This is a genomic window from Microbacterium koreense (genome assembly GCF_042677105.1).
GTDB lineage: Bacteria > Actinomycetota > Actinomycetes > Actinomycetales > Microbacteriaceae > Microbacterium > Microbacterium koreense.
On the sequence record NZ_JBHTIM010000001.1, the window covers coordinates 2,502,802 to 2,525,788 of the forward strand.

23 protein-coding genes are annotated in these 22,987 nt (G+C 67.7%); 2 read left to right on the forward strand and 21 right to left on the reverse strand.

Annotated elements, in window-relative coordinates; all coding sequences use genetic code 11:
• Positions 1–52: 52 nt before the first annotated feature.
• From ACFQZV_RS11790 to prmC, 16 genes are all read right to left on the reverse strand, one after another.
• The gene (locus ACFQZV_RS11790; protein WP_378753816.1) at positions 53–838 is read right to left on the reverse strand and encodes a PP2C family protein-serine/threonine phosphatase; all 786 of its coding nucleotides are present in this window, start codon (positions 836–838) and stop codon (positions 53–55) included.
• Between the two features lie 96 nt (positions 839–934).
• On the reverse strand, positions 935–1,927 hold the full coding sequence (locus ACFQZV_RS11795; protein ID WP_378753808.1) for an aldo/keto reductase: 993 nt from the start codon (positions 1,925–1,927) through the stop codon (positions 935–937).
• A gap of 70 nt (positions 1,928–1,997) precedes the next feature.
• Positions 1,998–2,744, reverse strand: coding sequence for a large exoprotein (locus tag ACFQZV_RS11800; RefSeq protein ID WP_378783322.1), 747 nt, complete (start codon positions 2,742–2,744; stop codon positions 1,998–2,000).
• Positions 2,745–2,893: 149 nt separating this feature from the next.
• On the reverse strand, positions 2,894–3,640 hold the full coding sequence (locus ACFQZV_RS11805; protein WP_378754131.1) for a YaaA family protein: 747 nt from the start codon (positions 3,638–3,640) through the stop codon (positions 2,894–2,896).
• Positions 3,641–3,733: 93 nt separating this feature from the next.
• Entirely contained in the window at positions 3,734–3,994 is a 261-nt protein-coding gene (locus ACFQZV_RS11810; RefSeq protein WP_378754133.1) for a F0F1 ATP synthase subunit epsilon, read from the reverse strand.
• A 2-nt stretch (positions 3,995–3,996) separates the two neighbouring features.
• On the reverse strand, positions 3,997–5,442 hold the full coding sequence (gene atpD / locus ACFQZV_RS11815) for a F0F1 ATP synthase subunit beta (protein ID WP_378754135.1): 1,446 nt from the start codon (positions 5,440–5,442) through the stop codon (positions 3,997–3,999).
• A 50-nt stretch (positions 5,443–5,492) separates the two neighbouring features.
• Positions 5,493–6,389, reverse strand: coding sequence for a F0F1 ATP synthase subunit gamma (locus ACFQZV_RS11820; RefSeq protein ID WP_378754137.1), 897 nt, complete (start codon positions 6,387–6,389; stop codon positions 5,493–5,495).
• 21 nt (positions 6,390–6,410) lie between these two features.
• A complete protein-coding gene (atpA, locus tag ACFQZV_RS11825; RefSeq protein WP_378754139.1) occupies positions 6,411–8,051 on the reverse strand; it encodes a F0F1 ATP synthase subunit alpha in 1,641 nt (546 codons plus the stop codon).
• An 82-nt stretch (positions 8,052–8,133) separates the two neighbouring features.
• Positions 8,134–8,925 (reverse strand): F0F1 ATP synthase subunit delta, encoded by a 792-nt coding sequence (locus tag ACFQZV_RS11830; protein WP_378754141.1) that lies wholly within the window; start codon positions 8,923–8,925, stop codon positions 8,134–8,136.
• Complete coding sequence (locus tag ACFQZV_RS11835) at positions 8,925–9,479, reverse strand: F0F1 ATP synthase subunit B (RefSeq protein ID WP_378754143.1); 555 nt, start codon at positions 9,477–9,479, stop codon at positions 8,925–8,927. Before ACFQZV_RS11835 ends, ACFQZV_RS11830 begins: the two co-directional genes overlap by 1 nt.
• A 28-nt stretch (positions 9,480–9,507) precedes the next feature.
• Positions 9,508–9,744 carry an ATP synthase F0 subunit C gene (gene atpE, locus ACFQZV_RS11840; protein ID WP_141933324.1) on the reverse strand — a complete coding sequence of 79 codons (237 nt, stop codon included), beginning with the start codon at positions 9,742–9,744 and terminating at the stop codon, positions 9,508–9,510.
• Between the two features lie 46 nt (positions 9,745–9,790).
• A complete protein-coding gene (gene atpB / locus ACFQZV_RS11845; RefSeq protein WP_378754160.1) occupies positions 9,791–10,582 on the reverse strand; it encodes a F0F1 ATP synthase subunit A in 792 nt (263 codons plus the stop codon).
• 129 nt (positions 10,583–10,711) lie between these two features.
• A complete protein-coding gene (locus tag ACFQZV_RS11850; RefSeq protein WP_378754146.1) occupies positions 10,712–11,221 on the reverse strand; it encodes a hypothetical protein in 510 nt (169 codons plus the stop codon).
• The gene (locus tag ACFQZV_RS11855; protein ID WP_378754148.1) at positions 11,218–12,390 is read right to left on the reverse strand and encodes an MraY family glycosyltransferase; all 1,173 of its coding nucleotides are present in this window, start codon (positions 12,388–12,390) and stop codon (positions 11,218–11,220) included. Before ACFQZV_RS11855 ends, ACFQZV_RS11850 begins: the two co-directional genes overlap by 4 nt.
• Positions 12,387–13,079, reverse strand: a complete 693-nt coding sequence (locus tag ACFQZV_RS11860) for an L-threonylcarbamoyladenylate synthase (protein ID WP_378754150.1) — start codon at positions 13,077–13,079, stop codon at positions 12,387–12,389. Before ACFQZV_RS11860 ends, ACFQZV_RS11855 begins: the two co-directional genes overlap by 4 nt.
• 52 nt (positions 13,080–13,131) lie before the next feature.
• Entirely contained in the window at positions 13,132–14,010 is an 879-nt protein-coding gene (gene prmC, locus ACFQZV_RS11865) for a peptide chain release factor N(5)-glutamine methyltransferase (RefSeq protein WP_378754152.1), read from the reverse strand.
• Between the two features lie 101 nt (positions 14,011–14,111).
• On the opposite strand from prmC, the gene cysK reads away from it, so the two are divergent.
• On the forward strand, positions 14,112–15,050 hold the full coding sequence (gene cysK / locus ACFQZV_RS11870; RefSeq protein ID WP_378754154.1) for a cysteine synthase A: 939 nt from the start codon (positions 14,112–14,114) through the stop codon (positions 15,048–15,050).
• Entirely contained in the window at positions 15,050–15,619 is a 570-nt protein-coding gene (gene epsC / locus ACFQZV_RS11875) for a serine O-acetyltransferase EpsC (RefSeq protein ID WP_378754156.1), read from the forward strand. Before cysK ends, epsC begins: the two co-directional genes overlap by 1 nt.
• A gap of 526 nt (positions 15,620–16,145) precedes the next feature.
• Here epsC and ACFQZV_RS11880 read toward each other — a convergent pair.
• From ACFQZV_RS11880 to thrC, 5 genes are all read right to left on the reverse strand, one after another.
• The gene (locus ACFQZV_RS11880) at positions 16,146–17,093 is read right to left on the reverse strand and encodes a hypothetical protein (RefSeq protein WP_378754158.1); all 948 of its coding nucleotides are present in this window, start codon (positions 17,091–17,093) and stop codon (positions 16,146–16,148) included.
• A 522-nt stretch (positions 17,094–17,615) separates the two neighbouring features.
• Positions 17,616–18,695 carry a peptide chain release factor 1 gene (gene prfA / locus ACFQZV_RS11885; protein WP_378753171.1) on the reverse strand — a complete coding sequence of 360 codons (1,080 nt, stop codon included), beginning with the start codon at positions 18,693–18,695 and terminating at the stop codon, positions 17,616–17,618.
• 6 nt (positions 18,696–18,701) lie between these two features.
• A complete protein-coding gene (gene rho / locus ACFQZV_RS11890) occupies positions 18,702–20,732 on the reverse strand; it encodes a transcription termination factor Rho (RefSeq protein ID WP_378753169.1) in 2,031 nt (676 codons plus the stop codon).
• A gap of 181 nt (positions 20,733–20,913) precedes the next feature.
• Complete coding sequence (gene thrB, locus ACFQZV_RS11895; RefSeq protein WP_378753179.1) at positions 20,914–21,879, reverse strand: homoserine kinase; 966 nt, start codon at positions 21,877–21,879, stop codon at positions 20,914–20,916.
• Between the two features lie 17 nt (positions 21,880–21,896).
• Positions 21,897–22,985: a threonine synthase gene (gene thrC / locus ACFQZV_RS11900; RefSeq protein WP_378753167.1), complete on the reverse strand. Its 1,089-nt coding sequence runs from the start codon at positions 22,983–22,985 to the stop codon at positions 21,897–21,899.
• Between the last annotated feature and the right edge of the window lie 2 nt (positions 22,986–22,987).

Sequence of the window (22,987 nt, forward strand, 5' to 3'; positions counted from 1 at the left end):
CGCGTCGCCCGGACCTGCGGGACGTCGCCGCGACGATTGGGGATGACCGCGATCAGTCCTCGTCTGGGGAGGAGGCGAACTCGACGTCGAGGACGATCACGGTGATGTTGTCCCGGCCACCGTTCTCCAGGGCCGCATCGAGCATCGCGCGCACCGCGTCACTCGGATCGGCGTTCTCGGAGAGGAAGTGCTGGATGCCGTAGTCGGTCAGCTCTTTCGTGAGCCCGTCCGAGCAGATGACGAACCGGTCACCATCGAGGACGTCCAGACGCACATAGTCGGGGGTGACGCCGTTACTCGGTCCGAGAGCGCGGGTGATGACATTGCCGTACGGATGGTTTTCGGCCTCTTCGGGGCTCAGGCGCCCAGCCGCGATGAGCTCCTGCACCACCGAATGATCGGTCGTGATCTGGACGATCGCTCCTTCACGCACGACGTACACCCGCGAATCGCCGATGTTGAGCGTCACCCAGTGGGGCACCTCGCCGCTGGTGTCGAGGAAGACCCCCGTCACGGTCGTCCCCGTGCCGTCGTCGGTGGTCTCGGGGTGGGCCGCGATGTCCTTGACCGCGCGCCCCAGGGCCTTCTCGATCGTGCGCGGCGAGACCTGGCCGGACTCGGCGACCTCGCGAAGGCGATCCACTGCCGAGGCGCTGGCGATCTCGCCGCCGATGTGGCCGCCCATGCCGTCTGCCACGACGAAGAGCGGATAGTGCGCGAGGACGGCGTCCTGATTGACCTCGCGGCGACGGCCTTGATGGGTCACCGATGCCCAGTCGAGAACCACATCACCGCCGGACGTGGTCTCCACGCGGGAGCGGGCGGAAATCTCGGACACGCCGTTGACCTCCCCCGTCTGCCGTTCGGCGCGATCCGCCACGAGCGGCAGACCGGCGTCTTCATACTCTAGTGGGTTCATCGCCGGCCGCCCGCGTCACACCCGCGCCGCGGGATCATCGACCAACGGGAACAACGCATCGAGTGCGGCGAGCTCGTCGGCATCGGGCTGCCACGCCGTGGCAGCCCTCGCGTTGGCGGTGACCTGCTCGGGGCTGGTGGCACCGGCGATCACGCTCGGGATCTCGGGATGGGCGAGCATCCATCCGAACGTCGCCTCGAGCATCGAGATATCACGGTCCCGGCAGAACTGCGCATAGGACTCCAGGGCATCCCACGGCGCCTCCGCCCAGACGTGCTCCCGCTGGCGCATGATGCGGCTATCGGCGGGCGCGTGATCGCGCGTGAACTTACCCGTGAGCAGGCCGTTGTGGAGCGGGAAGTACGGCAAGAATCCGAGGCCGAAGCGGCGCACCGCCGGCAGCACCTCGCGCTCGGCCGCCCGCGCGAGCAGGCTGTAGTGGTTCTGCGACGACACGAACGGGATACCCGCACGATTCGCGGCGACGTAGTGGGCCTCGGCAATCTGCCACCCGGCGAAGTTCGAGTGACCGATGTATCGGACCTTGCCCTCGCGCACCAGATCGGACAGCGCATCGAGGGTCTCATCGATCGGTGTGCCCGGATCGGGCGTGTGCACCTGATAGAGGTCGATGTAATCGGTCTGCAGTCGAGTGAGCGATCCTTCGACGGCGCGTCGGATGTACGTGCGAGACGCTTTGGCGCCGACGGGCCCATATCCCATGTCGCGGCCCTCATGACCGAACTTCGTGGCCAGCACCACCGTGTCCCGGCGCCCGCGGAGCGCCTCGCCCATGAGCGACTCGGACAGCCCGGGTTGCGCGCCGTACATGTCGGCCGTGTCGAGGAACGTCACACCGGCGTCGATCGCAGCGTCCAGCACCGCCCGGGTGCCGGCGACGGATTCGGTCCGTGTGCCGGGGCGACCGAAGTTGTTGCACCCCAAGCCGACAGCCGAGGCGAGGAGTCCGGATGCGCCGACACGCCGGAGGGGAAGATCGTGGCTCATACCTCCACGCTATCGCCGCAGGACGCATCGAGGCCCCCTCACCGGTGCGAGGGGGCCTCGAAGCTCGTTCTCAGGCCTTGGGCGGCTGGTCGCCGTCTGTCGGAGGCTGGGCGCTCGGCGGTTCCGTGGCCGGCGGCTCAGGGGCTGCCGGCGGCTGAGGCGCCGCGGGCGGCGCCGGAGGCGTCGTGGGAGCGCCGGCGGCCGGAGGTGCCGGCGGCGGGGTGTACCCCGCGGGCGGCGCCGGGGGCTGCTGGTAGCCGGCGGGAGGCTGGTAGCCGGCGGGAGGCGGGTAAGCGCCCGGAGCAGGAGCGGCAGGAGCGGCGGGCTGGACGGGAACACCCGACCAGACGGTCTTGTCGGCCAGGAAGCTGTTGCCCCACGGCGCCGGCGCGACGGCGGGGTTCCAGCGCGACTTGTCGAACGCGTTGATTCCGAGCCACACGATGGCAAGGAAGATGTAGAGGATGAGCCAGACGGCTTCCTTCTGGAGTTTGAGGCCCACACGCCAGGCGGCGAGAACCATGTATACGACCGCGGCAAGGAGAATCAGCTGGCCGATGACCGGGATCCATCCGAGAAGGATGCCGCCGCCCCACAGGATGAGCAACCACCACGGGTTGAGGTCACCGAGCTTGGCGAAGATCAGCGTGTTGTAGAGCGGAACCCACGCGCGCCACTTGCCTTGAACTCCGGCCTTGTCGAAGATCTTCATCAGGAACCATGCGGTCAGGATGTATCCCGCCGCGATGAAAAGAAGATAGAGCGGCAGAAGGACGAGGAGGATCGCCCCCGCCCCTACATCGGAATAGTCGGTCATGCTCGGCCTCCCCGGGCAACAGTCGTCGACACCCACGCGTCGTGGACACCGGCGGGGTACTCCCGCCGCTCACATGCTAGCGATGGCCACCCACGCGTGTCAGCCCCCCGAAGTGCCCGCGCGTGTCGAGGGCGCGCTCAAAACCGCCGTCAAGCCGTGACGGCGACCTCGCCTGCCGCGCCTGGACGCGCAGCGATCCCCCGGCTCTCAGCCCACCGAATGAAGGCCTCAAGGCTGCCGATCCGCGGTCGATCCTCGGCGAGTCTGCGCACCAGCACACCCTTGGCGTGCTTGTTGAAGTGGTTCAATGCACGCGGACCGTCCGGCCCGTCGGCGACGACCCTCACGTAGGCCGAGGACATCTCAGCCGGAAGTGGTCCGAGAGCGACGTACGCTTCGGAGCGCAGATCGAGGGTGAACGTCCACCGCGTCTGCGCGAACGCGGCGGTCACCGCATCCGCCCACAGCGCGCGCAGCGAAGGCAGACCGGGGAGAGATGCTGACGCACCCAGACGGTAGGCCGGAATCCGATCCAGCGCACCGACCGGGCCGAACGGCGCCGAGTGGATCAGCACCGATCGCCCCAGCCATTGGCGTGCGCGGGTGTCGAGGGATGCCGCATCCATCGCATCGAACAGGACGCCTGTGTAGCGGTCGATCGCAGGCATCGTGGGCGTAGAGCGCAGCGCGGCGTTCACCTCGACCTCACCCCGCTGACGCTCACTGAGCTTCAACACCGCCATCGCCTGCTCGGGGGACGCGGACAGCGCTACGAGCGCGGCGACGACCCGCTCCCGCTGCGGCGACAGCTGCGGGAGCGCCAGCCCCGTGACATCCAGCGCCCGGCGGCTGCCGCCCGGGCGCTTCGTCTCAGAGGGCGGAAGCAGGATCTGCATGGGTCTCCTCGAACTCCAACGGCATGGGACACGACAGCGCCCCGACCCGTGAACCGGGCCGGGGCGCTGCGACGAACAGGATGTCGCGTCGAATCAGGAGATCAGCGCGGCGTTTCCGGCGACGATGGTCAGATCATCGCCCTCCATCGAGAGGAAGCCGTCCTGGGCATTGGCGACGATCTTGGTGCCGGACGTCTCGGTGATGCGCACCTGACCTTCGGCGAGGATCGCCAGCACGGGCTCGTGACCCGGCATGAAGCCGATCTCGCCGAGCACGGTCTTCGCGACCACGATCGAGGCCTCTCCGGACCAGACCTCCGCATCGGCGGAGACGAGGCTCACGTTGAGCGGCATGATCAGCCGTTCTCCTTCTGGATCTTCGCCCAGTTCGCCTCGACGTCCGAGATGCCACCGACGTTGAAGAACGCCTGCTCTGCGACGTGGTCGAAGTCGCCCTTGACGATGGCGTCGAACGACTCGATCGTTTCCTTGATCGGAACCGTCGAGCCCTCGACACCGGTGAACTTCTTCGCCATGTAGGTGTTCTGCGAGAGGAACTGCTGGATGCGGCGTGCACGCGACACGACGACCTTGTCCTCCTCCGAGAGCTCGTCCACACCGAGGATGGCGATGATCTCCTGCAGCTCCTGGTTCTTCTGCAGGATCTGCTTGACAGCGGTCGCCACCCGGTAGTGGTCCTCACCGACGTAGCGCGGGTCGAGGATGCGGCTCGTCGAGGTGAGCGGGTCCACGGCCGGGTACAGACCGCGCGACGCGATCGCACGCGAGAGCTCGGTCGTCGCGTCGAGGTGCGCGAACGTCGTGGCCGGGGCCGGGTCGGTGTAGTCGTCGGCGGGCACGTAAATGGCCTGGAGCGACGTGATCGAGTGACCGCGCGTCGAGGTGATGCGCTCCTGGAGCACACCCATCTCGTCGGCGAGGTTCGGCTGGTAGCCCACCGCGGAGGGCATACGGCCGAGAAGCGTCGAGACCTCGGAACCCGCCTGCGTGAACCGGAAGATGTTGTCGATGAACAACAGCACGTCCTGCTTCTGCACGTCGCGGAAGTACTCGGCCATGGTCAGTGCCGACAGCGCGACGCGAAGACGCGTGCCCGGCGGCTCGTCCATCTGGCCGAAGACGAGGGCCGTCTTGTCGAAGACGCCCGCCTCCTCCATCTCGTGGATCAGGTCGTTGCCCTCACGGGTACGCTCGCCGACGCCGGCGAACACCGACACGCCACCGTGGTCCTGCGCGACACGCTGGATCATCTCCTGGATGAGGACGGTCTTGCCGACACCCGCACCGCCGAAGAGGCCGATCTTTCCACCCTGCACGTACGGGGTGAGCAGGTCGATGACCTTGATGCCCGTCTCGAACATCGTGGTCTTCGACTCGAGCTGGTCGAAATTGGGCGCCTGACGGTGGATGCCCCAACGCTCGGTCACTTCGACGGTCTCGCCCGGCTCGGCGTTGAGGACGTCACCGGTGACGTTGAAGACCTTGCCCTTGGTGACGTCGCCGACGGGCACCGAGATCGGGCCTCCGGAGTCGCGCACCTCCTGGCCGCGGACCATGCCGTCGGTCGGCTTCAGCGAGATCGCACGGACGAGGTCGTCGCCGAGGTGCTGGGCGACCTCGAGCGTGATGTCGCTCGTCACGCCCTCGACCGTGACGGTCGTGGTGAGGGCGTTGTAGATGTCGGGGATCGAGTCGTGAGGGAACTCGATGTCGACGACCGGACCGGTGACGCGCGCGACGCGACCGACCGCGGTCGCGGTCTTCTCAGCGGTGAGGCTCATGGCTTCTTCTCTTTCATGTTCCTTGACGGCACAGTGTCTGTTCGTCGGGTCTACTTGCCCGATGCGAGGGCGTCGGCGCCGCCGACGATCTCCGCGATCTGCTGCGTGATCTCGGCCTGGCGGGCGTTGTTGCGCAAGCGGGTGTAATCGGTGATGAGCTTGTCGGCGTTGTCACTTGCCGACTTCATCGCCTTCTGGGTCGCGGCGTGCTTGGCCGCCGACGACTGCAGCAGCGCATTGAACACGCGGCTCTGGATGTACACCGGGAGGAGGGCGTCCAGCACGACCTCCGCATCCGGTTCGAACTCGTACAGGGGGTAAACCTGCGCGGAAGCGGCTTCCTCGGCCTCCACGACCTCCAGCGGGAGCAAACGCACCGTCTCGGGCGACTGCGTCATCATGCTGACGAAGCGGTTGTAGACGAGCGTGATCTCGTCGACGCCACCGTCGTCGCCGCCCCGGTCGTAGGCGTCGAGCAAGGTCGCCGCGATCTCCTCCGCCGTCGTGAAGTGCGGCGTGTCGGTGTCACCTGTCCACTCCGCGGCGCTCTGCAGCCGACGGAACTGGAAGTACCCGACGGCCTTACGGCCGACGAGGTAGAAGACCGGCTCCTTGCCTTGCTGGCGCAACAGCTCCGCCATCTCGAGGCCCTCGCGGAGGATCTGCGAGTTGAACGCGCCGGCCAGACCACGGTCGGACGTGAAGATCACGACCGCCGATCGGCGGATGACCTCGCGCTCCGTCGTCAGCGGGTGCTCGACGTTCGAGTGGGTCGCCACGGCCGAGACGGCTCGCGTCACGGCACGCGCGAACGGCGACGACGCGCGCACACGCGCCATCGCCTTCTGAATGCGCGACGCCGCGATGAGCTCCATCGCCTTCGTGATCTTCTTGGTCGTCTGAGCAGAATTGATCTTCTGCTTGTAGACCCGTAGTTGTGCGCCCATGGTTCCTGTCCGGCCTCGCTATCAGCGACGACCCTTGACGATCTTCTCCTGGTTGACGTCGGTCTCCTCGGCAGCCGCGACCTCTTCGTGGCCCGGCTTCGCGATGGCCTGCCCCTTGCCCGCACGGAACTCGAGGATGAACTCATCCGTCTTCTTGTCCAGTTCGGCAACCGTGTCGTCGTCGAGGACGTTGGTCTCGCGGAGCGTGTCGAGGATCGACGTGTTGCGGCGGAGGTAGTCCAGAAGTTCGCGTTCGAACGACAGGACGTCCTCGACCTCGATGGTGTCGAGCTTGCCGTTCGTGCCGGCCCAGATCGACACGACCTGCTCCTCGACGGGGTACGGGTCGTACTGCGGCTGCTTGAGCAGTTCGGTCAGACGCGCACCACGAGCGAGCTGACGACGCGAGGCCGCGTCGAGGTCACTCGCGAACATCGCGAACGCTTCGAGCGAGCGGTACTGGGACAACTCGAGCTTGAGCGTTCCCGACACCTTCTTGATCGACTTGACCTGAGCGTCACCACCCACACGCGAGACCGAGATACCGACGTCGACGGCCGGACGCTGGTTCGCATTGAAGAGGTCGGACTGCAGGAAGATCTGACCGTCGGTGATCGAGATGACGTTGGTCGGAATGTAGGCCGACACGTCGTTCGCCTTGGTTTCGATGATCGGAAGACCCGTCATCGAACCCGCGCCGAGCTCGTCCGAGAGCTTGGCGCAGCGCTCGAGCAGACGCGAGTGCAGGTAGAAGACGTCACCGGGGTATGCCTCGCGACCCGGCGGACGACGTAGCAGGAGCGACACGGCACGGTAGGCCTCGGCCTGCTTCGACAGGTCGTCGAAGATGATCAGAACGTGCTTGCCGTCGTACATCCAGTGCTGGCCGATGGCCGAACCGGTGTACGGCGCAAGGTACTTGAAACCGGCGGGGTCGGATGCCGGAGCCGCGACGATCGTCGTGTACTCCATCGCGCCGGCGTCCTCGAGCGCGCCCTTCACGGACGCGATCGTCGAACCCTTCTGACCGATGGCGACATAGATGCACCGCACCTGCTTGGTCGGGTCTCCCGACTCCCAGTTCGCCTTCTGGTTGATGATCGTGTCGAGCGCGATCGCCGTCTTACCGGTCTGGCGGTCACCGATGATGAGCTGACGCTGCCCGCGGCCGACGGGGATCATGGCGTCGATCGCCTTGATGCCCGTCTGGAGCGGCTCGTGCACGCTCTTACGCTGCATGACGCCCGGCGCCTGCAGTTCGAGCGCGCGACGACCTTCCAGCGGCGTGATCTCACCGAGGCCGTCGATCGCGTTGCCGAGCGGGTCGACGACGCGGCCGAGGTAGCCGTCACCGACGGGGACGGAGAGGACCTCGCCCGTACGGGTGACCTGGCCACCCGCTTCGATACCGGCGAAGTCGCCGAGCACGACGACACCGATCTCGTGCTCGTCGAGGTTCAGGGCCAGACCCTGCGTGCCGTCTTCGAACACCACGAGCTCGTTGGCCATGACGCCCGGCAGCCCCTCGACGTGAGCGATGCCGTCGGCCGCATCGATGACGGTGCCGACCTCCGTCGCCGCGGCGCCCGTGGGCTCGTAGGCGGCGACGAAATCCTTCAGCGCGTCACGGATGACGTCGGGGCTGATTGACAGTTCTGCCATTGTCTTCCCTTTGTTTCCCTGCGATCTCTGTGGGGCCGGGGCCCCGAAATTCTCCGTCCGCGGCGCGGACGGCAAGTCATGGTTATCCCGCAAGCCGCTGGCGGAGATCCGCCAACCGCGACGAGACACTCGCGTCGATCACGTCGTCGGCGATCTGCACCCGCAGACCTCCGACCACCGACGGGTCGACGACCGTGTTGAGCGCGACCGCACTGCCGTACCGTGCCGACAACGTCGCCGTCAGGCGGGTGGCCTGCGCCTCGCTCAACGGCACGGCAGTCACAACGGTGGCCACCGTGCGACCCCGCTGGTCTGCCACGAGCCGTTCGGCACGAGCGAGCAACTGTCGCACGCGCCGTTCACGAGGCTGCTGCACGAGTGACGAAGCGATGAGCGTCGTCGCGTCCGATGCCCGTCCCTCCAACAGCGTGCTGACGAGCGTGCCCTTCGCCGACGTGTCACCCAGGCGGCTGCCCAGCGCGAGCTCGAGCTCGGGGTTCGCCGCGACGGTGCGCGAGAAGCGGAACAGTTCGCCCTCGACGTCGACGGACGAATCCGCCACAGCCGCTGCGCGCACCGCGATCTCCTCGATGCCGTCGACCAGGTCGGCGGCCGAAGACCACCGCTGATCGACGATCGTCGACAACAACGACATCGTCGTGGGCGCGAACGCCGACCCGAACACATCGGTGACGACCTTGCGCCGCGCGGCGGGTGCCGCAGCGGAATCGGCGAGCGCGCCGCTCAGCTGCGACGAGTCACCCACGGTGCGCGCCGCGGCGAACAGCTCGCGGGCGACGGTGAGGTCGACCCCCGACGCGGCGGTGAGCGCCGCGCCGGCTGCCGCAGAAGCCTGAGTGGTCGCGCTGCCCATTACGCCTTCGCCCCTTCCGAGGCCTCGAGGTCGGCGAGGAAGCGGTCGACCACGGCCTGGGCCTTCTGGTCGTCCGAAAGGGTCTCACCGATCACGCCACCGGCGAGGTCGAGCGCGAGCGTTCCGACCTCACTGCGCAACGACACGAGCGCGGTCTGCCGCTCGGCCTCGATCTGCGCGTGCGCCGATGCGGTGACGCGCGCGGCCTCGGCGGTCGCGGCATCCTTCGCCTCGGCGACGATCTTCTTGCCGTCCTCACGGGCGGCGTCGCGGATCTCACCGGCTTCCTTGCGGGCATCGGCGAGCTGCGCCGTGTACTCCTCGAGCGCGGCCTCGGCCTTTCGCTGGGCCTCGTCGGCCTTGGCGATGTTGCCCTCGATCGCGGCGCTGCGTTCGTCGAGCAGCGTCTTCATCTTCGGAAGGGCGACCTTCCAGAAGACGACGAGGATGACGACGAAGCAGACACCGGACCAGATGATGTCGTACCACGCGGGAATGAGCGGGTTGTATTCCGCCCCCTCTTCCGCGGCGTACGTGACAAGAGCGTTCAGCATCCTGTCTCCTTAGGTCTGGGAAATGCGATCAGAAGCCGAAGATGAAGGCGGTCGCGATGCCGATGAAGGCGAGCGCCTCGGTGAAGGCGATACCGATCCACATCAGAACCTGCAGGCGGCCGGCGAGCTCGGGCTGGCGAGCGACGCCCTCGATCGTCTTGCCGACGACGATGCCCACGCCGATGGCCGGGCCGATGGCGGCGAGGCCGTAGCCGACCGTCGCGATCGAGCCGGAGACCTGGGCGAGAACCGTAGTTGCGTCCACGGGTGTGTTTCCTTTCGGTTGGGTGGGAAGGCGAAAGCCTGCCCGCTCAGTGCTCTTCAGCCACCGCGAGCTGGATGTAGACCGCGGTGAGGATGGTGAAGACGTATGCCTGGAGAACGGCGACGAGGATCTCGAAGAGAGTGAACGCCAGTCCGAACGCGAGCGAACCGGCGGCCAGGGCCGACCACCACCCGCCCAGGTCCAGGAGGAAGAACTGCGTCGCTGCGAAGAACAGGACGAGCATGAGGTGCCCGACCATCATGTTCATGAGGAGTCGGAGCGTCAGCGTCACCGGCCGGATGATGAACGTCGAGATGAACTCGAGCGGCGTGACGATGATGTACAGGAACGGCGGGACGCCGGAGGGGAAGAGCGAGTTCTTGAAGAAGTTCTTCGGACTCTTGCGCAGGCCCGCGTAGATGAACGTGACGTAGCTGACCACAGCGAGCAGCAACGGCACCGCGATGATCGAGGTTCCCGCGATGTTCAGGAACGGGATGACGCCGGTGATGTTCATGAACAGGATCATGAAGAAGAGCGTCGTGAGGATCGGCAGGAACCGCTGCCCGTCCTTCTTGCCGAGGATGTCTTCGGCGACGTTGACCCGCACGAAGTCCAGGCCCATTTCGACGACGCTCTGGAAGCGTCCGGGGACGACGGTCATGCGCCGCGTGCCGAGCCAGAAGATCAGCACGACCGCGAGCGTCGCGAGCAGCTGGATCATGTGGATCCGGTTGAACTCGAACCCGCCGATCGTGAAGATCGCCTCAGGGAAGAACTCGGTGATGGACGGGCCGTGGAATTCGGGTCCCTCGTCCGCGGCGGCGTGGGCGATCAGGGTCGCAGCTTGGTTAGTCAGCGCTGGCTCCAGCTTCGGGGCACCGGTCCAGGACCGTTGCGACGATGGTCGGTGAGCGTCACTCCGCACGTGCTCGCGGGGCGAGCGGCGGGCGCGATGATCAGCCTATCAAACCTTGGAGCCTCCTGATTCCGCCGACCCGTCTGCGGCCTCCGCCGGAGTCTCCTCGGGGTCGGTTGTGGGCAGTGACACGTCGCTGACGTGGGGAATCCGCAGGCGCAACATCACGACGACATCGATGACGAGTGCCGCCAGAACGCTGACGACGATCGCGATGAAGAAGATCGCCGGTTCGATCCAGGGCTGCCCCCGCAGGACCAGGAGCGCCACGATGAAGATGATCAGCTTGAGGATCCAGCCGCCCATCACGATGCCGAAGAACAGTTGGATATAGAGCGGATCGCCGTACCACCGGTTGGCGATGAGAATGCTCGCACCGGTGATCCCGAGGAAGAGCGCAGCGAGAACGACACCGGACAGCGCGCTCCACAGACCCGGCGCGCCGGCGGCGGCGTAGCCGATGATCGCGCCGGCGATGGCCAGTAGCGCCGTGACCGCCGCAGACCACAGCAACGTGGTGCGCAGGATCGGTGTGCTCGAGACAGGACTGGGACTCATCGGGCGTCCTCCAGGACGGGTTGTGCGGGTACGGATGCGGCTGCCGCCCGTCGCCGCGACGGGAGGAAGGTCAAGACGAGGCACGCCGCGACGCCGACGACACCGAAAGCGACGCCGAGCAGGTACTCCCCCGGCCAATCGGACTGCGCGCCGATGTACATGAGGAGGACGGCGAGGCTGACCACCGCGGTCCACGCGTAGAAGATGAGCACCGCGTCACGGTCGGAATGCCCCATGTCGAGCATGCGGTGGTGAAGGTGCTTGCGGTCGGGAGAGAAAGGCGATTTTCCGGCGCCGACGCGGCGGATGACGGCGAGACCGAAGTCGAGCAGCGGCAACAGCACGATCACGATCGGCAGCAGGATGGGGATGAACGCACCCAGCAGCTGCGAGCGTCCCAGCTCGTCGGGGTCGAGCATCGACGGCTGGAGCTGGCCGGTGATCGCGATGGCCGAGGTCGCCATGAGCAGACCCAGCATGAGGGCTCCCGAGTCGCCCATGAACAGCTTCGCGGGGCTCCAGTTGAGGGGCAGGAACCCGACACACACACCGATGAGCACCGCGGCGATGAACGAGGCCAGATTGAAGTAGGTGCTCGCGCCCGTGTCACGCACCAGAAGGTACGAGTACGCGAAGAAGACGACGTTCGCGATGAGACAGACGCCGGCGACGAGGCCGTCGAGGCCGTCGATGAAGTTGACGGCGTTCATCACGATCACGATCGCGAAGACCGTCAACGCGAAGCTCATCCAGCTCGACACCAGCGTCAGTCCGCCCAACGGCAGGGCATAGATCTGCAGCCCCCCGAACCACGCGATCACGCCCGCGGCGAGAAACTGCGCGCCGAGTTTGATCATCCAATCGAGGTCCCAGAGGTCGTCTGCGACACCCACGAGGACGATGAGGAAGGTCGCCCCGAGGATCGCCCAGATGCGCTCGGGCTGGGCCCATATCAACGAGAAGAAGGGGTTGGCGGACGAGAGCAGGAAGGCCGCCGTGACACCCAGGAACATCGCGATCCCCCCGAGCCGTGGCGTCGGAGTCGTGTGCACGTCACGTTCACGGATGCCCGGATGCAGCTTGTAGCGCAGGCCGAGGCGCCACACCCCCCACGAGAGCGCGAACGTCAGCGCCGCGGTGAGGATGATCGTGAAGACGTACTGCTTCACGCGTCGCCGCCGTCGGCCTCGACCGGGTCGGCCTCGAGCATGTCGCCGAGCACCTCACGCAGGCGCGCACGATCGATCGCCCCTTCGCGGAGCACCCGGATCACCGGTGCTTCTCCGCCGACGAAGCTCGTCGCATCCACGATCGTCGACGCGATTCCCGTCGCCGACGGGCCTCCGTCGAGATACACGGCGACGCTGTCCCGCAACATCCCGTGCGCCTCATCGACGAGGACGGCAGCGGACCGACCCGTGAGGTTCGCGCTCGATACCGCGAGGGGCCCCGTCTCTGCCAGCAGCTCCAGTGCAATGCGGTGGTCGGGCATCCGCACAGCGACCGTACCGTGCGTCTCTCCGAGATCCCACGTCAGCGACGGCTGGGCCGGCAGCACGATCGTGAGTCCCCCGGGCCAGAACTCGTCCACGAGCAGGCGCACCGGCTCGGGAACATCCGCGGCGAGCGCATGCAGCGTCTCGGTGTTCGGCACGAGGACGGGCGGCGGCGACTGCCGCCCCCGGCCCTTCGCATCGAGGAGCCGCTGAACGGCCGCGGCGTTGAACGCGTCGGCACCGACACCGTAGACGGTGTCGGTCGGAAGGACCACCAACTCGCCGCGCGCGACCGCCCGTCGGGCTTCGCGCAATCCGGGGAGCAGCTGCGTCTCATCGCGGCAGTCGAAGTGGGAGGACATGACCCGCACAGTCTAGTTGCGCCGCCTCGACGATCGCTGACGGTCGGGCGGCTCAGGGGTGCAACGCGGTGGTCGCGCGGTCGCGCATCGTGAGGTCGGGATGGGTCGCGGCGGCGCGCCACCCGTCGCGGGTCAGGATCTCGCGGATCTCCTCACCCTGCCACTCCCCGTGCTCGATCACGATCGTCCCGCCCGGATGCGCAAGTCGCAGTCCGACACGGCTCAGCACACGCACGACGTCAAGACCGTCTGGCCCCCCGTAGAGCGCTGCGGGCGGGTCGTAGAACCGCACTTCCGGGTCGCGAGGAATCGCGGCATCCGGAACGTACGGAGGGTTGGACGCGATGACCGAGACCGTTCCGTCGAGATCGGGGAACGCCTGCTCGAGGTCGATGAAGGCCAGGCGGGCGTTGTCGGCGCCGACCGTGGCAAAGTTCTCTTTCGTCCACACGAACGCGTCGACGGAGTTCTCCGCCGCGTGAACCCGCGCGTGCGGCACCTCCGTGGCCATGGCCAGGGCGATCGCACCGCTTCCGGTTCCGAGGTCCACGGCGATCGGAGACTCGGATGCGGCGGCCCGCAGCGCGTCGATGGCCAACTGCGCGACGATCTCCGTCTCGGGGCGGGGCACGAAGACCCCGGGCCCGACGCGAAGCTCGAGATGCCGGAACGGCGCGACCCCGGTCAAGTGCTGCAACGGCTCCCTCGTCGCGCGGCGGGCGACGAGGTCATCGATGTGCGCCACCGCATCCGCGGGAACGGTGTCGCCCCGGAAAGCCGCGGCTTGGACGGAACCCCGCGTCGAGCCCAAGACGTGCGCGACGAGAAGTTCCGCATCCACCGTGGGATCGCCGATTCCGGCGCGCGTCAGAACGTCGACGGCGCGGCGAAGCACGGCGTCCACGGGTGCGGGGGGCGCGGGAGTTGTCATGAGCGATGCCCAGCCTAATCGCGTCGTCATATTGGCCCCGGCATCCGTCAGGACACCTACGCTGGTAGGCGGCCCCGATCCCGCTGCGAAAGGCATCCCCAATGTCCGGCATCCACCCCGACATCACCTCTGCGTTCGGCGACACCCCTCTGGTCCGGCTCAACCGGGTCGCGGAGGGCGTCGACGGCAACATCCTCGCCAAGCTCGAGTTCTACAACCCCGCCGGCAGCGTCAAGGACCGTTTGGGCATCGCGATCGTCGACGCTGCAGAAGCATCGGGTGACCTGCCCGCCGGCGGGACCCTCGTCGAAGCGACCAGCGGCAACACCGGCATCGCCCTGGCGATGGTGGGCGCCGCCCGCGGCTACCGCGTCATCCTCACCATGCCGGCGTCGATGTCGAAGGAGCGACGCACACTGCTCAAGGCGTTCGGTGCCGAGCTCGTCCTCACCGACCCCACCAAGGGCATGGCCGGTGCCGTCGCCGAAGCGGAACGCATCGTCGAAGAGACCCCCGGCGCGGTGCTCACCCGCCAGTTCGAGAACGAGGCGAACCCGGCGATCCACCGCAAGACGACCGCGGAAGAGATCCTGCGCGACACCGACGGCAAGGTCGACTACTTCGTCGCCGGCATCGGCACCGCCGGCACGATCACCGGCGTCGGCCAGGTCCTCAAGGAACGCGTCCCGGACGCGAAGGTCATTGCCGTCGAGCCGGCTGACTCGCCCCTGCTCACCGAGGGCCACCCTGGTCCGCACAAGATCCAGGGGATCGGTCCGAACTTCGTTCCCGCGGTACTCGACCGCGACGTGATCGACGAGGTCATCGACGTCCAGTTCGATGACGCCATCCGCGTCGCGCGCGAGACGGCGGCCAAGGACGGGATCCTCGTCGGAATGTCCAGCGGTGCCGCAATCTGGGCGGCGCTCGAGGTCGCCCGCCGACCCGAGGCCGCGGGCAAGAACATCGTGGTGATCATCCCGTCGTTCGGTGAACGGTACCTCTCCACCGCGCTCTACGAAGACCTGCGCGAGGACTGATGAGCTTCTGGCGACGCATCCGCGAGGACCTCGCCGCCGCCAAACTGCGTGACCCCGCCGCGCGCGGCGGCGTCGAGATCGCCCTGCTCTACCCGGGCTTACACGCGATCTGGGGCCACCGCGTGTGGCACGCGCTGTGGCGGCGCGGCTTTCGGCTCCTCGCACGTGCCGGCTCGCAGATGACGCGCTGGCTCACCGGTATCGAGATTCACCCCGCCGCCGTGATCGGGCGACGCTTCTTCATCGATCACGGCATGGGAGTCGTCATCGGCGAAACCGCCGAAATCGGCGACGACGTCATGCTTTACCACGGAGTCACTCTCGGCGGCCGCCAGCGGGAGGGCGGCAAGCGTCACCCCACGTTGTGCGACGGCGTGGCCGTGGGTGCCGGGGCGAAGATCCTCGGCCCGGTCGTCGTCGGCGCTCGGACAATGGTCGGCGCCAACGCGGTCGTGACGAAGGACGCCCCCGCCGACAGCGTGCTCGTCGGTGTGCCCGCGAAGCCCCGACAGCGTCGCGAGGGCGAAGACACCCGGGCCGTCCTCACCGCGCCCGAGTACTCGATCTAGACCCGCCGGCGCGGCCGAAGTCGTCGGTCGGTGGTCGCTGGCGGGTGCCCCGCCCGGTGATCGGAGGTGGGCGCCCCGGCCGGTGGACGCTGGCGCGTGCCCGCCCGGCGGTCGCTGGCGGTTGGCCCACCCGGTGGTCGCTGGCGGGTGCCCCGCCCTGTGGACGTACTGACGTTCAGTGGTCGCGAATGTACGCGCTGAACGCCGCGCCGCGTACTCTCGCGTCCACCGAACCAGCGCGTCGTGGACGCGTCTCCAACCGCGGCGGCGCGTCCTTGTTCAGTGGTCGTAGATGTACATCCCACTGGCTCGTTGCGTACGTTCGCGCCCACCGAACGGCGTGGCGCCCGCGGCTCACCCAGACCACTCCGCTCCCGCGATCACGCGAGGCTCAGTGGTCGCAGATGTACGCCCCACAGGCTCCCCCGCGTACATTCACGTCCACCGATCCCCAAGTCACCAGCGCGCGGGTCGTCACGGCGCGCTCAGGCGATGCTCTTCGGGGCAGGAGAGAAGCGGCTCTCGGTCAGGCAGCCCGCAGGGCTTCGCGCACCCGGGCGCACAACACGCCAGGCCGGGAGACCACGTGTTCACGTGTGACGCGAATGACCCGCCAGCCGGCCCGAACCAACGCGTCGTGCTTCTCGATATCGCGATTCCACTGCGCGGGACTCGTCCGATGATGATCGCCCTCGTACTCGATCGCCACTTTCGCGTCCGGGTAGGCGAGGTCGACGCATCCGATGAAGACGCCTCGATCGTCGTATACGTCGTGGTCTAACACCGGCTCCGGCAGGCCGCCGTCGATGATCGTGAGTCGCGTCCAGGTCTCCATCCGCGACGACGAGCCCACCCGCGCCGCGTGCAGCGAGGAACGAAGCACGTCGATTCCGACCCGGCGGCCGCTGTCGAGTTCGTCCATGAGCTCGTCGATCGACGCCAGTGGCGAAGCGAGCACACGTCCGCGCGGTCCGGGGATGCGGGGAGTGCGGATGATCGCATCAGCGAGCGCGGTGAGGTCGTAGGGATGCCGTACGACACCGCCGATCTGCGCCCACGTACTTGCGGGTGTCGTCACTGCGGCACCGATCTCGGGGTGAGTCGTGACCGCCACTTGCTTGGGAGAAAGCTGATGGCCGCGCACGCCACGCGCGCGCGGCCCCCTTCTCGGCGCGAGGACCGAGACATCGATCCGCTGGTCGACGACCGCTATCGGCAGCCCCCACAGGGCCGCGGCCGTCACGTGTGAGAAGAACTCGGCGTGGGTGATGCGCGCACTGTAGTGATGCGCGGCACGCACAAGACGGGTGCGACGCTCCTCCATCGGATGCATCGGCGCGCTCACCGCTGGCTCGCGGAGTGCCCGAAGACCATGGAACGGGCGATCCCAGGCGTCCGCGTCGATCAGTCGTCGCGGCATCCCACTGCGGCAAGCATCGTCCACGCGGAAGACACCGTGTTCGGAGATGTACACGCGGACATGGTCGCATCACGGTTGCGACCGGCCTCCGATCCATCCACAGGCACGCTTCGCTGGTCGCAAACGTACGCCGCTTCGGCCTCGCGCCGTACATGAGCGTCCACCGAACCCGGATGCGGGAGGTCCCGGCCAAAGCCGCCGTTCAGTGGACCCGAACGTACGCGCGGGGCGGGTGTCACCGTGCATGAGCGTCCACCGAACCCGGATGCGGGAGGTCCCGGCCAAAGCCGCCGTTCAGTGGACCCGAACGTACGCGCGGGGCGGGTGTCGCCGTACATTCGCGACCAGTGAAGCCGAGGTGGTTCCCCGGGTCGGCGAGGCGCGGGTGGCGTGGGGCGGGTGGGGGCGCGCGCCGGACGGGGGCGGGCACGCGCGTGAGACGGCGGAAGGCACGCGCGTGAGACGGTGGCGGGCACGCCCGTGAGACGGGGCGGTCGGGCAGGCGGGTGGCGTGGCGCGGGTGGGAGCAGTCGCGGTCGCGGTCGCGCGGGTCAGGCGGAGGCCGACGGGCGCGTGTCAGCCGTCGGCGGCGAGGGCGGCGAGGCGCGCCTCCTCGTCGGCGGTGATGGCCGATTCGATGAGCGGAGTCAGGGCCCCGTCCATCACCTGATCGAGGTTGTAAGCCTTGTATCCCGTGCGGTGATCGGCGATGCGGTTCTCGGGGAAGTTGTAGGTGCGGATGCGCTCGGACCGGTCCATGCCCCGGATCTGCGAACGGCGCGCATCGGAAGCCGCGGCATCCAGTTCTTCCTGCTGCTTTGCAAGCAGGCGAGCACGCAGGACGCGCATCCCGGCCTCGCGGTTCTGCAGCTGCGACTTCTCGTTCTGCATCGACACGACGATCCCCGTCGGCACGTGGGTGATGCGCACCGCTGAGTCGGTCGTGTTCACCGACTGACCGCCCGGCCCCGAAGAGCGATACACGTCGATCTTCAGGTCGTTCTGATCGATGTGGATCTCTTCGGGCTCATCGACCTCGGGGAAGACCAGCACACCGGTCGTCGAGGTGTGGATCCGCCCCTGGGACTCCGTCGCGGGCACACGCTGGACGCGGTGCACGCCGCCCTCGTACTTGAGGTGCGCCCACACGCCGTGTGCCGGGTCACTGGATGAGCCCTTGATGGCCACCTGCACATCTTTGTAGCCGCCGAGGTCGGACTCGTTGCGCTCGAGCAGCTCGGTCTTCCACCCCTTGGATGCCGCGTACTGCATGTACATGCGTAGCAGGTCGGCGGCGAAGAGCGCGGACTCGGCACCGCCTTCGCCCTGCTTGATCTCCATGATCACATCACGGGCGTCATCGGGGTCTCTCGGAATCAGTAGCCGCCGTAGACGTTCTTGTGATTCGCTCACCTGCTGCTCGAGCGTCGGGATCTCGTCGGCGAAGGTCTCGTCTTCGCGCGCGAGTTCGCGAGCGGCTTCGAGATCATCGGATGCCGAGACCCAGTCCTCATGGGCTCGCACGATGCGCGACAGCTCGGCGTACCGCCGATTGACCCGCTTCGCGCGGGCCGGATCGGCGTGCACGGCAGGGTCGGAGAGCTCCTCCTGAACAGCGCGGTGCTCTTCGATCAGCGCCGTGACCGACTCGAACATCGGCGGTCAGCGGATGCTGTTGTCGTGACCGCTGCCGCTGGTCGGAGCCGGAATCGACTTCTGCATCTGCACGAGGAACTCGACGTTGGTCTGCGTCTCCTTGAGCTTGCCGAGCACGACCTCGAGCGCCTGCTGCGGGTCGAGCCCGGCGAGGGCACGACGCAGCTTCCACGTGATCTTGACCTCGTCCGAGGACAGCAGCATCTCTTCGCGCCGCGTCGACGACGCGTTGACGTCGACTGCGGGGAAGATGCGCTTGTCGGCGAGTTGACGAGACAGGCGCAGTTCGCTGTTGCCGGTGCCCTTGAACTCCTCGAAGATGACCTCATCCATCTTGGAGCCCGTCTCGACGAGGGCGGTTGCGAGGATCGTGAGCGATCCGCCGTTCTCGATGTTGCGGGCAGCCCCGAAGAACCGCTTCGGCGGGTACAGCGCAGCCGCGTCGACACCACCGGACAGCACGCGACCCGAGGTCGGCGCCGAGATGTTGTACGCACGGCCGAGGCGTGTGATCGAGTCGAGGAGCACGACGACGTCGCGTCCGAGCTCGACCAGGCGCTTCGCACGCTCGATCGCCAGCTCGGCGACGGTGGTGTGGTCTTCGGCCGGACGGTCGAACGTCGAGGCGATGACCTCGCCCTTGACGGTGCGCTCCATGTCGGTGACCTCTTCAGGGCGCTCGTCGACGAGCACGACCATCAGGTGCACTTCGGGGTTGTTGATCGCGATCGCGTTGGCGATCTGCTGCAGCACGATCGTCTTGCCGGCCTTGGGCGGCGCGACGATGAGCCCGCGCTGCCCCTTGCCGATGGGTGCGACGAGGTCGATGATGCGCTGCGTGAGCTTCTCGCTCGCCGTCTCGAGACGCAGACGGTCCTGCGGATACAGCGGTGTGAGCTTGCCGAACTCGACGCGGGTGGCAGCATCGTCGGCCGACAGCCCGTTGACCGAGTCGACCTTGACGAGCGCGTTGTACTTCTGGCGGCTGGACTGCTCGCCCTCGCGGGGCTGCTTGATCGCGCCGACGACCGCGTCACCCTTGCGGAGGTTGTACTTCTTGACCTGGCCGAGCGAGACGTAGACGTCGCTCGGTCCGGGGAGGTATCCCGTGGTGCGCACGAAGGCGTAGTTGTCGAGCACGTCGAGGATGCCGGCGATCGGGATCAGGACATCGTCCTCGCCGATCTCGGTCTCGAACTCGTCTCCCTGGCCGCCGCTCTGTCCACGCCGCTTGTTGCGCTGACGGTTTCGGCCGTTGCCGTTGGAGCCATCGTCATCGCCGTCGGATGTGCCCGCCTGCTGCCCGCCCTGGGCGTTCTGGCCGTTTTGGCCGTTGCGGTTGCGGCTACGGTTGCGGTTGCGGTTGCGGCTGCGGCCGGAGCCTTCGCCGGACTCCGACGACCCGTCGCCGTTGTCGCCCTGCTGCGCGTCGCCCTGCGACTTCTCGCCCCGGGAGTTCTCGGCCTGCTGCTTATCGCTCTGGGCCTTGTCGGATGACCCGCTTGCGGCGTTCGCGTCCGTCTTGTCGGTAGCGTCCTTCTTGTCGGAGCCGCCGTTCGAGTCCTTCTGATCGACGTCACCGGGGGCCGAGGCATCGGCGGCCGGCTTCTCGTCGGACGCCGCAGCCTTCTTCCTCGACGCCGAGCGCGGAGCCTTCGCCTCGGCGGCCGGGGCGGCCTCGGAGGATGACGACTCGGTGCCGGAATCGGCAGATGCCGTGGCCTCGCTCGCGGCCTCAGCGGCCGGGTCGCTCTTGGCCCGTCGCGGCGCGCGCTTTCGAGCCGGCTTGGCAGGAGCCTCGCCGTCCGCGGCGGCTGCTTCGGAGCCCGACGCGTCGGCCGGAGCGTCTGCGTTCTTGGCCGTTGCACGGGCACGGCTCGTGCGCGGCTTGGTCGTCTTCGTGGCGGGCGCGGCGTCTTGCGCGTCGCCTACCGGGGTGTGGTCGGATGCCGGAGCGTCGCTGGTCGGAGCCTGCGCAGGCGCGTCCGTGCGCTCGGCGGGCGTGGTGGCAGTGTCGATCTCGGAGATGGACTCCACGAGTTCTCCCTCGTCATACAGATGAATGTGCGCGACCACACAGCCGAAGGCAGTCGCCGTGTGCGTGGATCAGGCGGGGCCGATGTTGTCCCTGACGGAACCTCGTGGGTCACGCTCAGAATTCACACACAGAAGGCGTGCGGTTGCTTCGCAGAATTGCGACGGAGGCCAGATTCACGACTCACGTGGAACCCTCCGCGTACTCCCTCACTGTACCACCCTTGACGTCGACGGCGAGCATGAGGGCTTCCCACGGGGTGTCGCACACGGACTCGGCGATCGCCGCCGCCTCCAGCCGCTGCCCCGGGCCGTCGGCGAGCACGAGCACGCTGGGTCCGGCGCCCGACACCACCGCCGCGAACCCCGCATCGCGCAGGGCGCGCACGAGACGGTCGGTCTCGGGCATGGCCTGGGCGCGGTAGTTCTGGTGGAGCTTGTCGGCGGTCGCGGCATGGAGCAGTTCGGGGCTCTGCATGAGCGCCGCGATCAGCAACGCCGACCGTGACACATTGAAGATCGCATCCTCGCGCGGGACCTGCAGCGGCTGAAGGCTGCGGGCCACCTCGGTGGACATCGTGAACTCAGGGACCAGAACGAGCGGCGCGACACCCCGGTGCACGATGAGCTTCTTGTGCTCGGGGCCGTCTTCATCCATCCAGGCGATCGTGAGGCCGCCGAACAGTGCGGGAGCGACGTTGTCGGGGTGTCCTTCGAGTTCGGTGGCCAGGCGCAGCAGCGTCTCGTCGCCGACGTCGACGATTCCCTCCAGGAGCCCCTTGGCCGCGAGCAGCCCCGAAACGACGGCGGCACCCGATGAACCCATGCCGCGGCCATGGGGGATCACGTTGCGCGCGGCGATGCGCAGCCCCGGCATCCGCCGTCCCAGGGCCTCGAAGGCGTAGGCGATCGTTCGGACGATGAGGTTCGATCCGTCACGGGGCACGAACTGCGCCCCCTCGCCCTCCACCTCGATCTCGAGCTCACCCACCGGCAGCGAGGTGACGACGATCTCGTCGTACACGCTCAGCGCGAGCCCGAGCGTGTCGAATCCCGGGCCGAGGTTGGCGCTCGTCGCGGGGACGCGGACGACGACCGACCGCCCGGGCGCGACCTCGTGCGCGCGTGATCGCTCCCGGACCGCGGGCACGCCCGGGTCCGAGGTGGTCACGCCGCGCCCTCGGCGGGTGCGAGATCGAGCACCGAGGCGACGTCGGAGGTCTCCGCGTCGACGACGGTGGGGGTGACATCCGTGCCGTCGGCGTTGCGCAGGGCCCACTGCGGGTCTTTGAGGCCATGCCCGGTCACCGTCAGCACGACGCGCGACCCGGTGGGGATGACACCGGCCTCGGCGCGGTCGAGCAGACCCGCCACACTGATCGCCGACGCCGGCTCGACGAAGATGCCGACCTCACCGGCGAGCACCTTCTGTGCCGCGAGGATCCGAGCGTCGTCGATGGCGCCGAACCAGCCGTCGGTGGCGTCACGGGCTTCCAGGGCAAGCTCCCACGACGCGGGGTTGCCGATCCGGATCGCGGACGCGACGGTCTCGGGGTTCTTCACGACCTCTCCGCGTACGAGCGGGGCCGAGCCCTCGGCCTGGAATCCGAACATGCGCGGAACGCGAGTCGAGACACCACGGGCGGCCTCCTCGCGGTACCCACGCGAGTAGGCCGTGTAGTTGCCCGCATTGCCGACCGGGATGAAGTGGAAGTCGGGGGCGTCACCCAGCTGCTCGACGATCTCATACGCCGCGGTCTTCTGCCCCTCGATGCGGTCGGGATTGACCGAGTTGACGAGGTGCACCGGATAGTTGTCGGCGAGCTCGCGGGCGATCTCGAGGCAGTCGTCGAAGTTTCCGCGGATCTGGATCAGTCGACCGTTGTGCGCGACGGCCTGCGAGAGCTTTCCCATCGCGATGCGTCCCTCGGGAACGAGGACGGCCGCGGTGATCCCCGCGTGCGCGGCGTACGCCGCTGCGGAGGCTGACGTGTTGCCGGTCGAGGCGCAGATGACCGCTTTCGCGCCGTGCTCGACCGCCCGCGAGAGCGCCACGGTCATACCGCGGTCCTTGAACGAACCCGTCGGGTTCATCCCTTCGTACTTGACCCAGACATCGGCGCCGGTCAGGTGTGACAGTGCGGGGGCCGGGAGCAAGGGCGTCCCGCCCTCGCCCAGCGTCACGATCGTCGAGGCGTCGGTCACGCCCAGTCGGTCGGCATACTCGCGGAGCACTCCGCGCCAGACATGTGCCATCA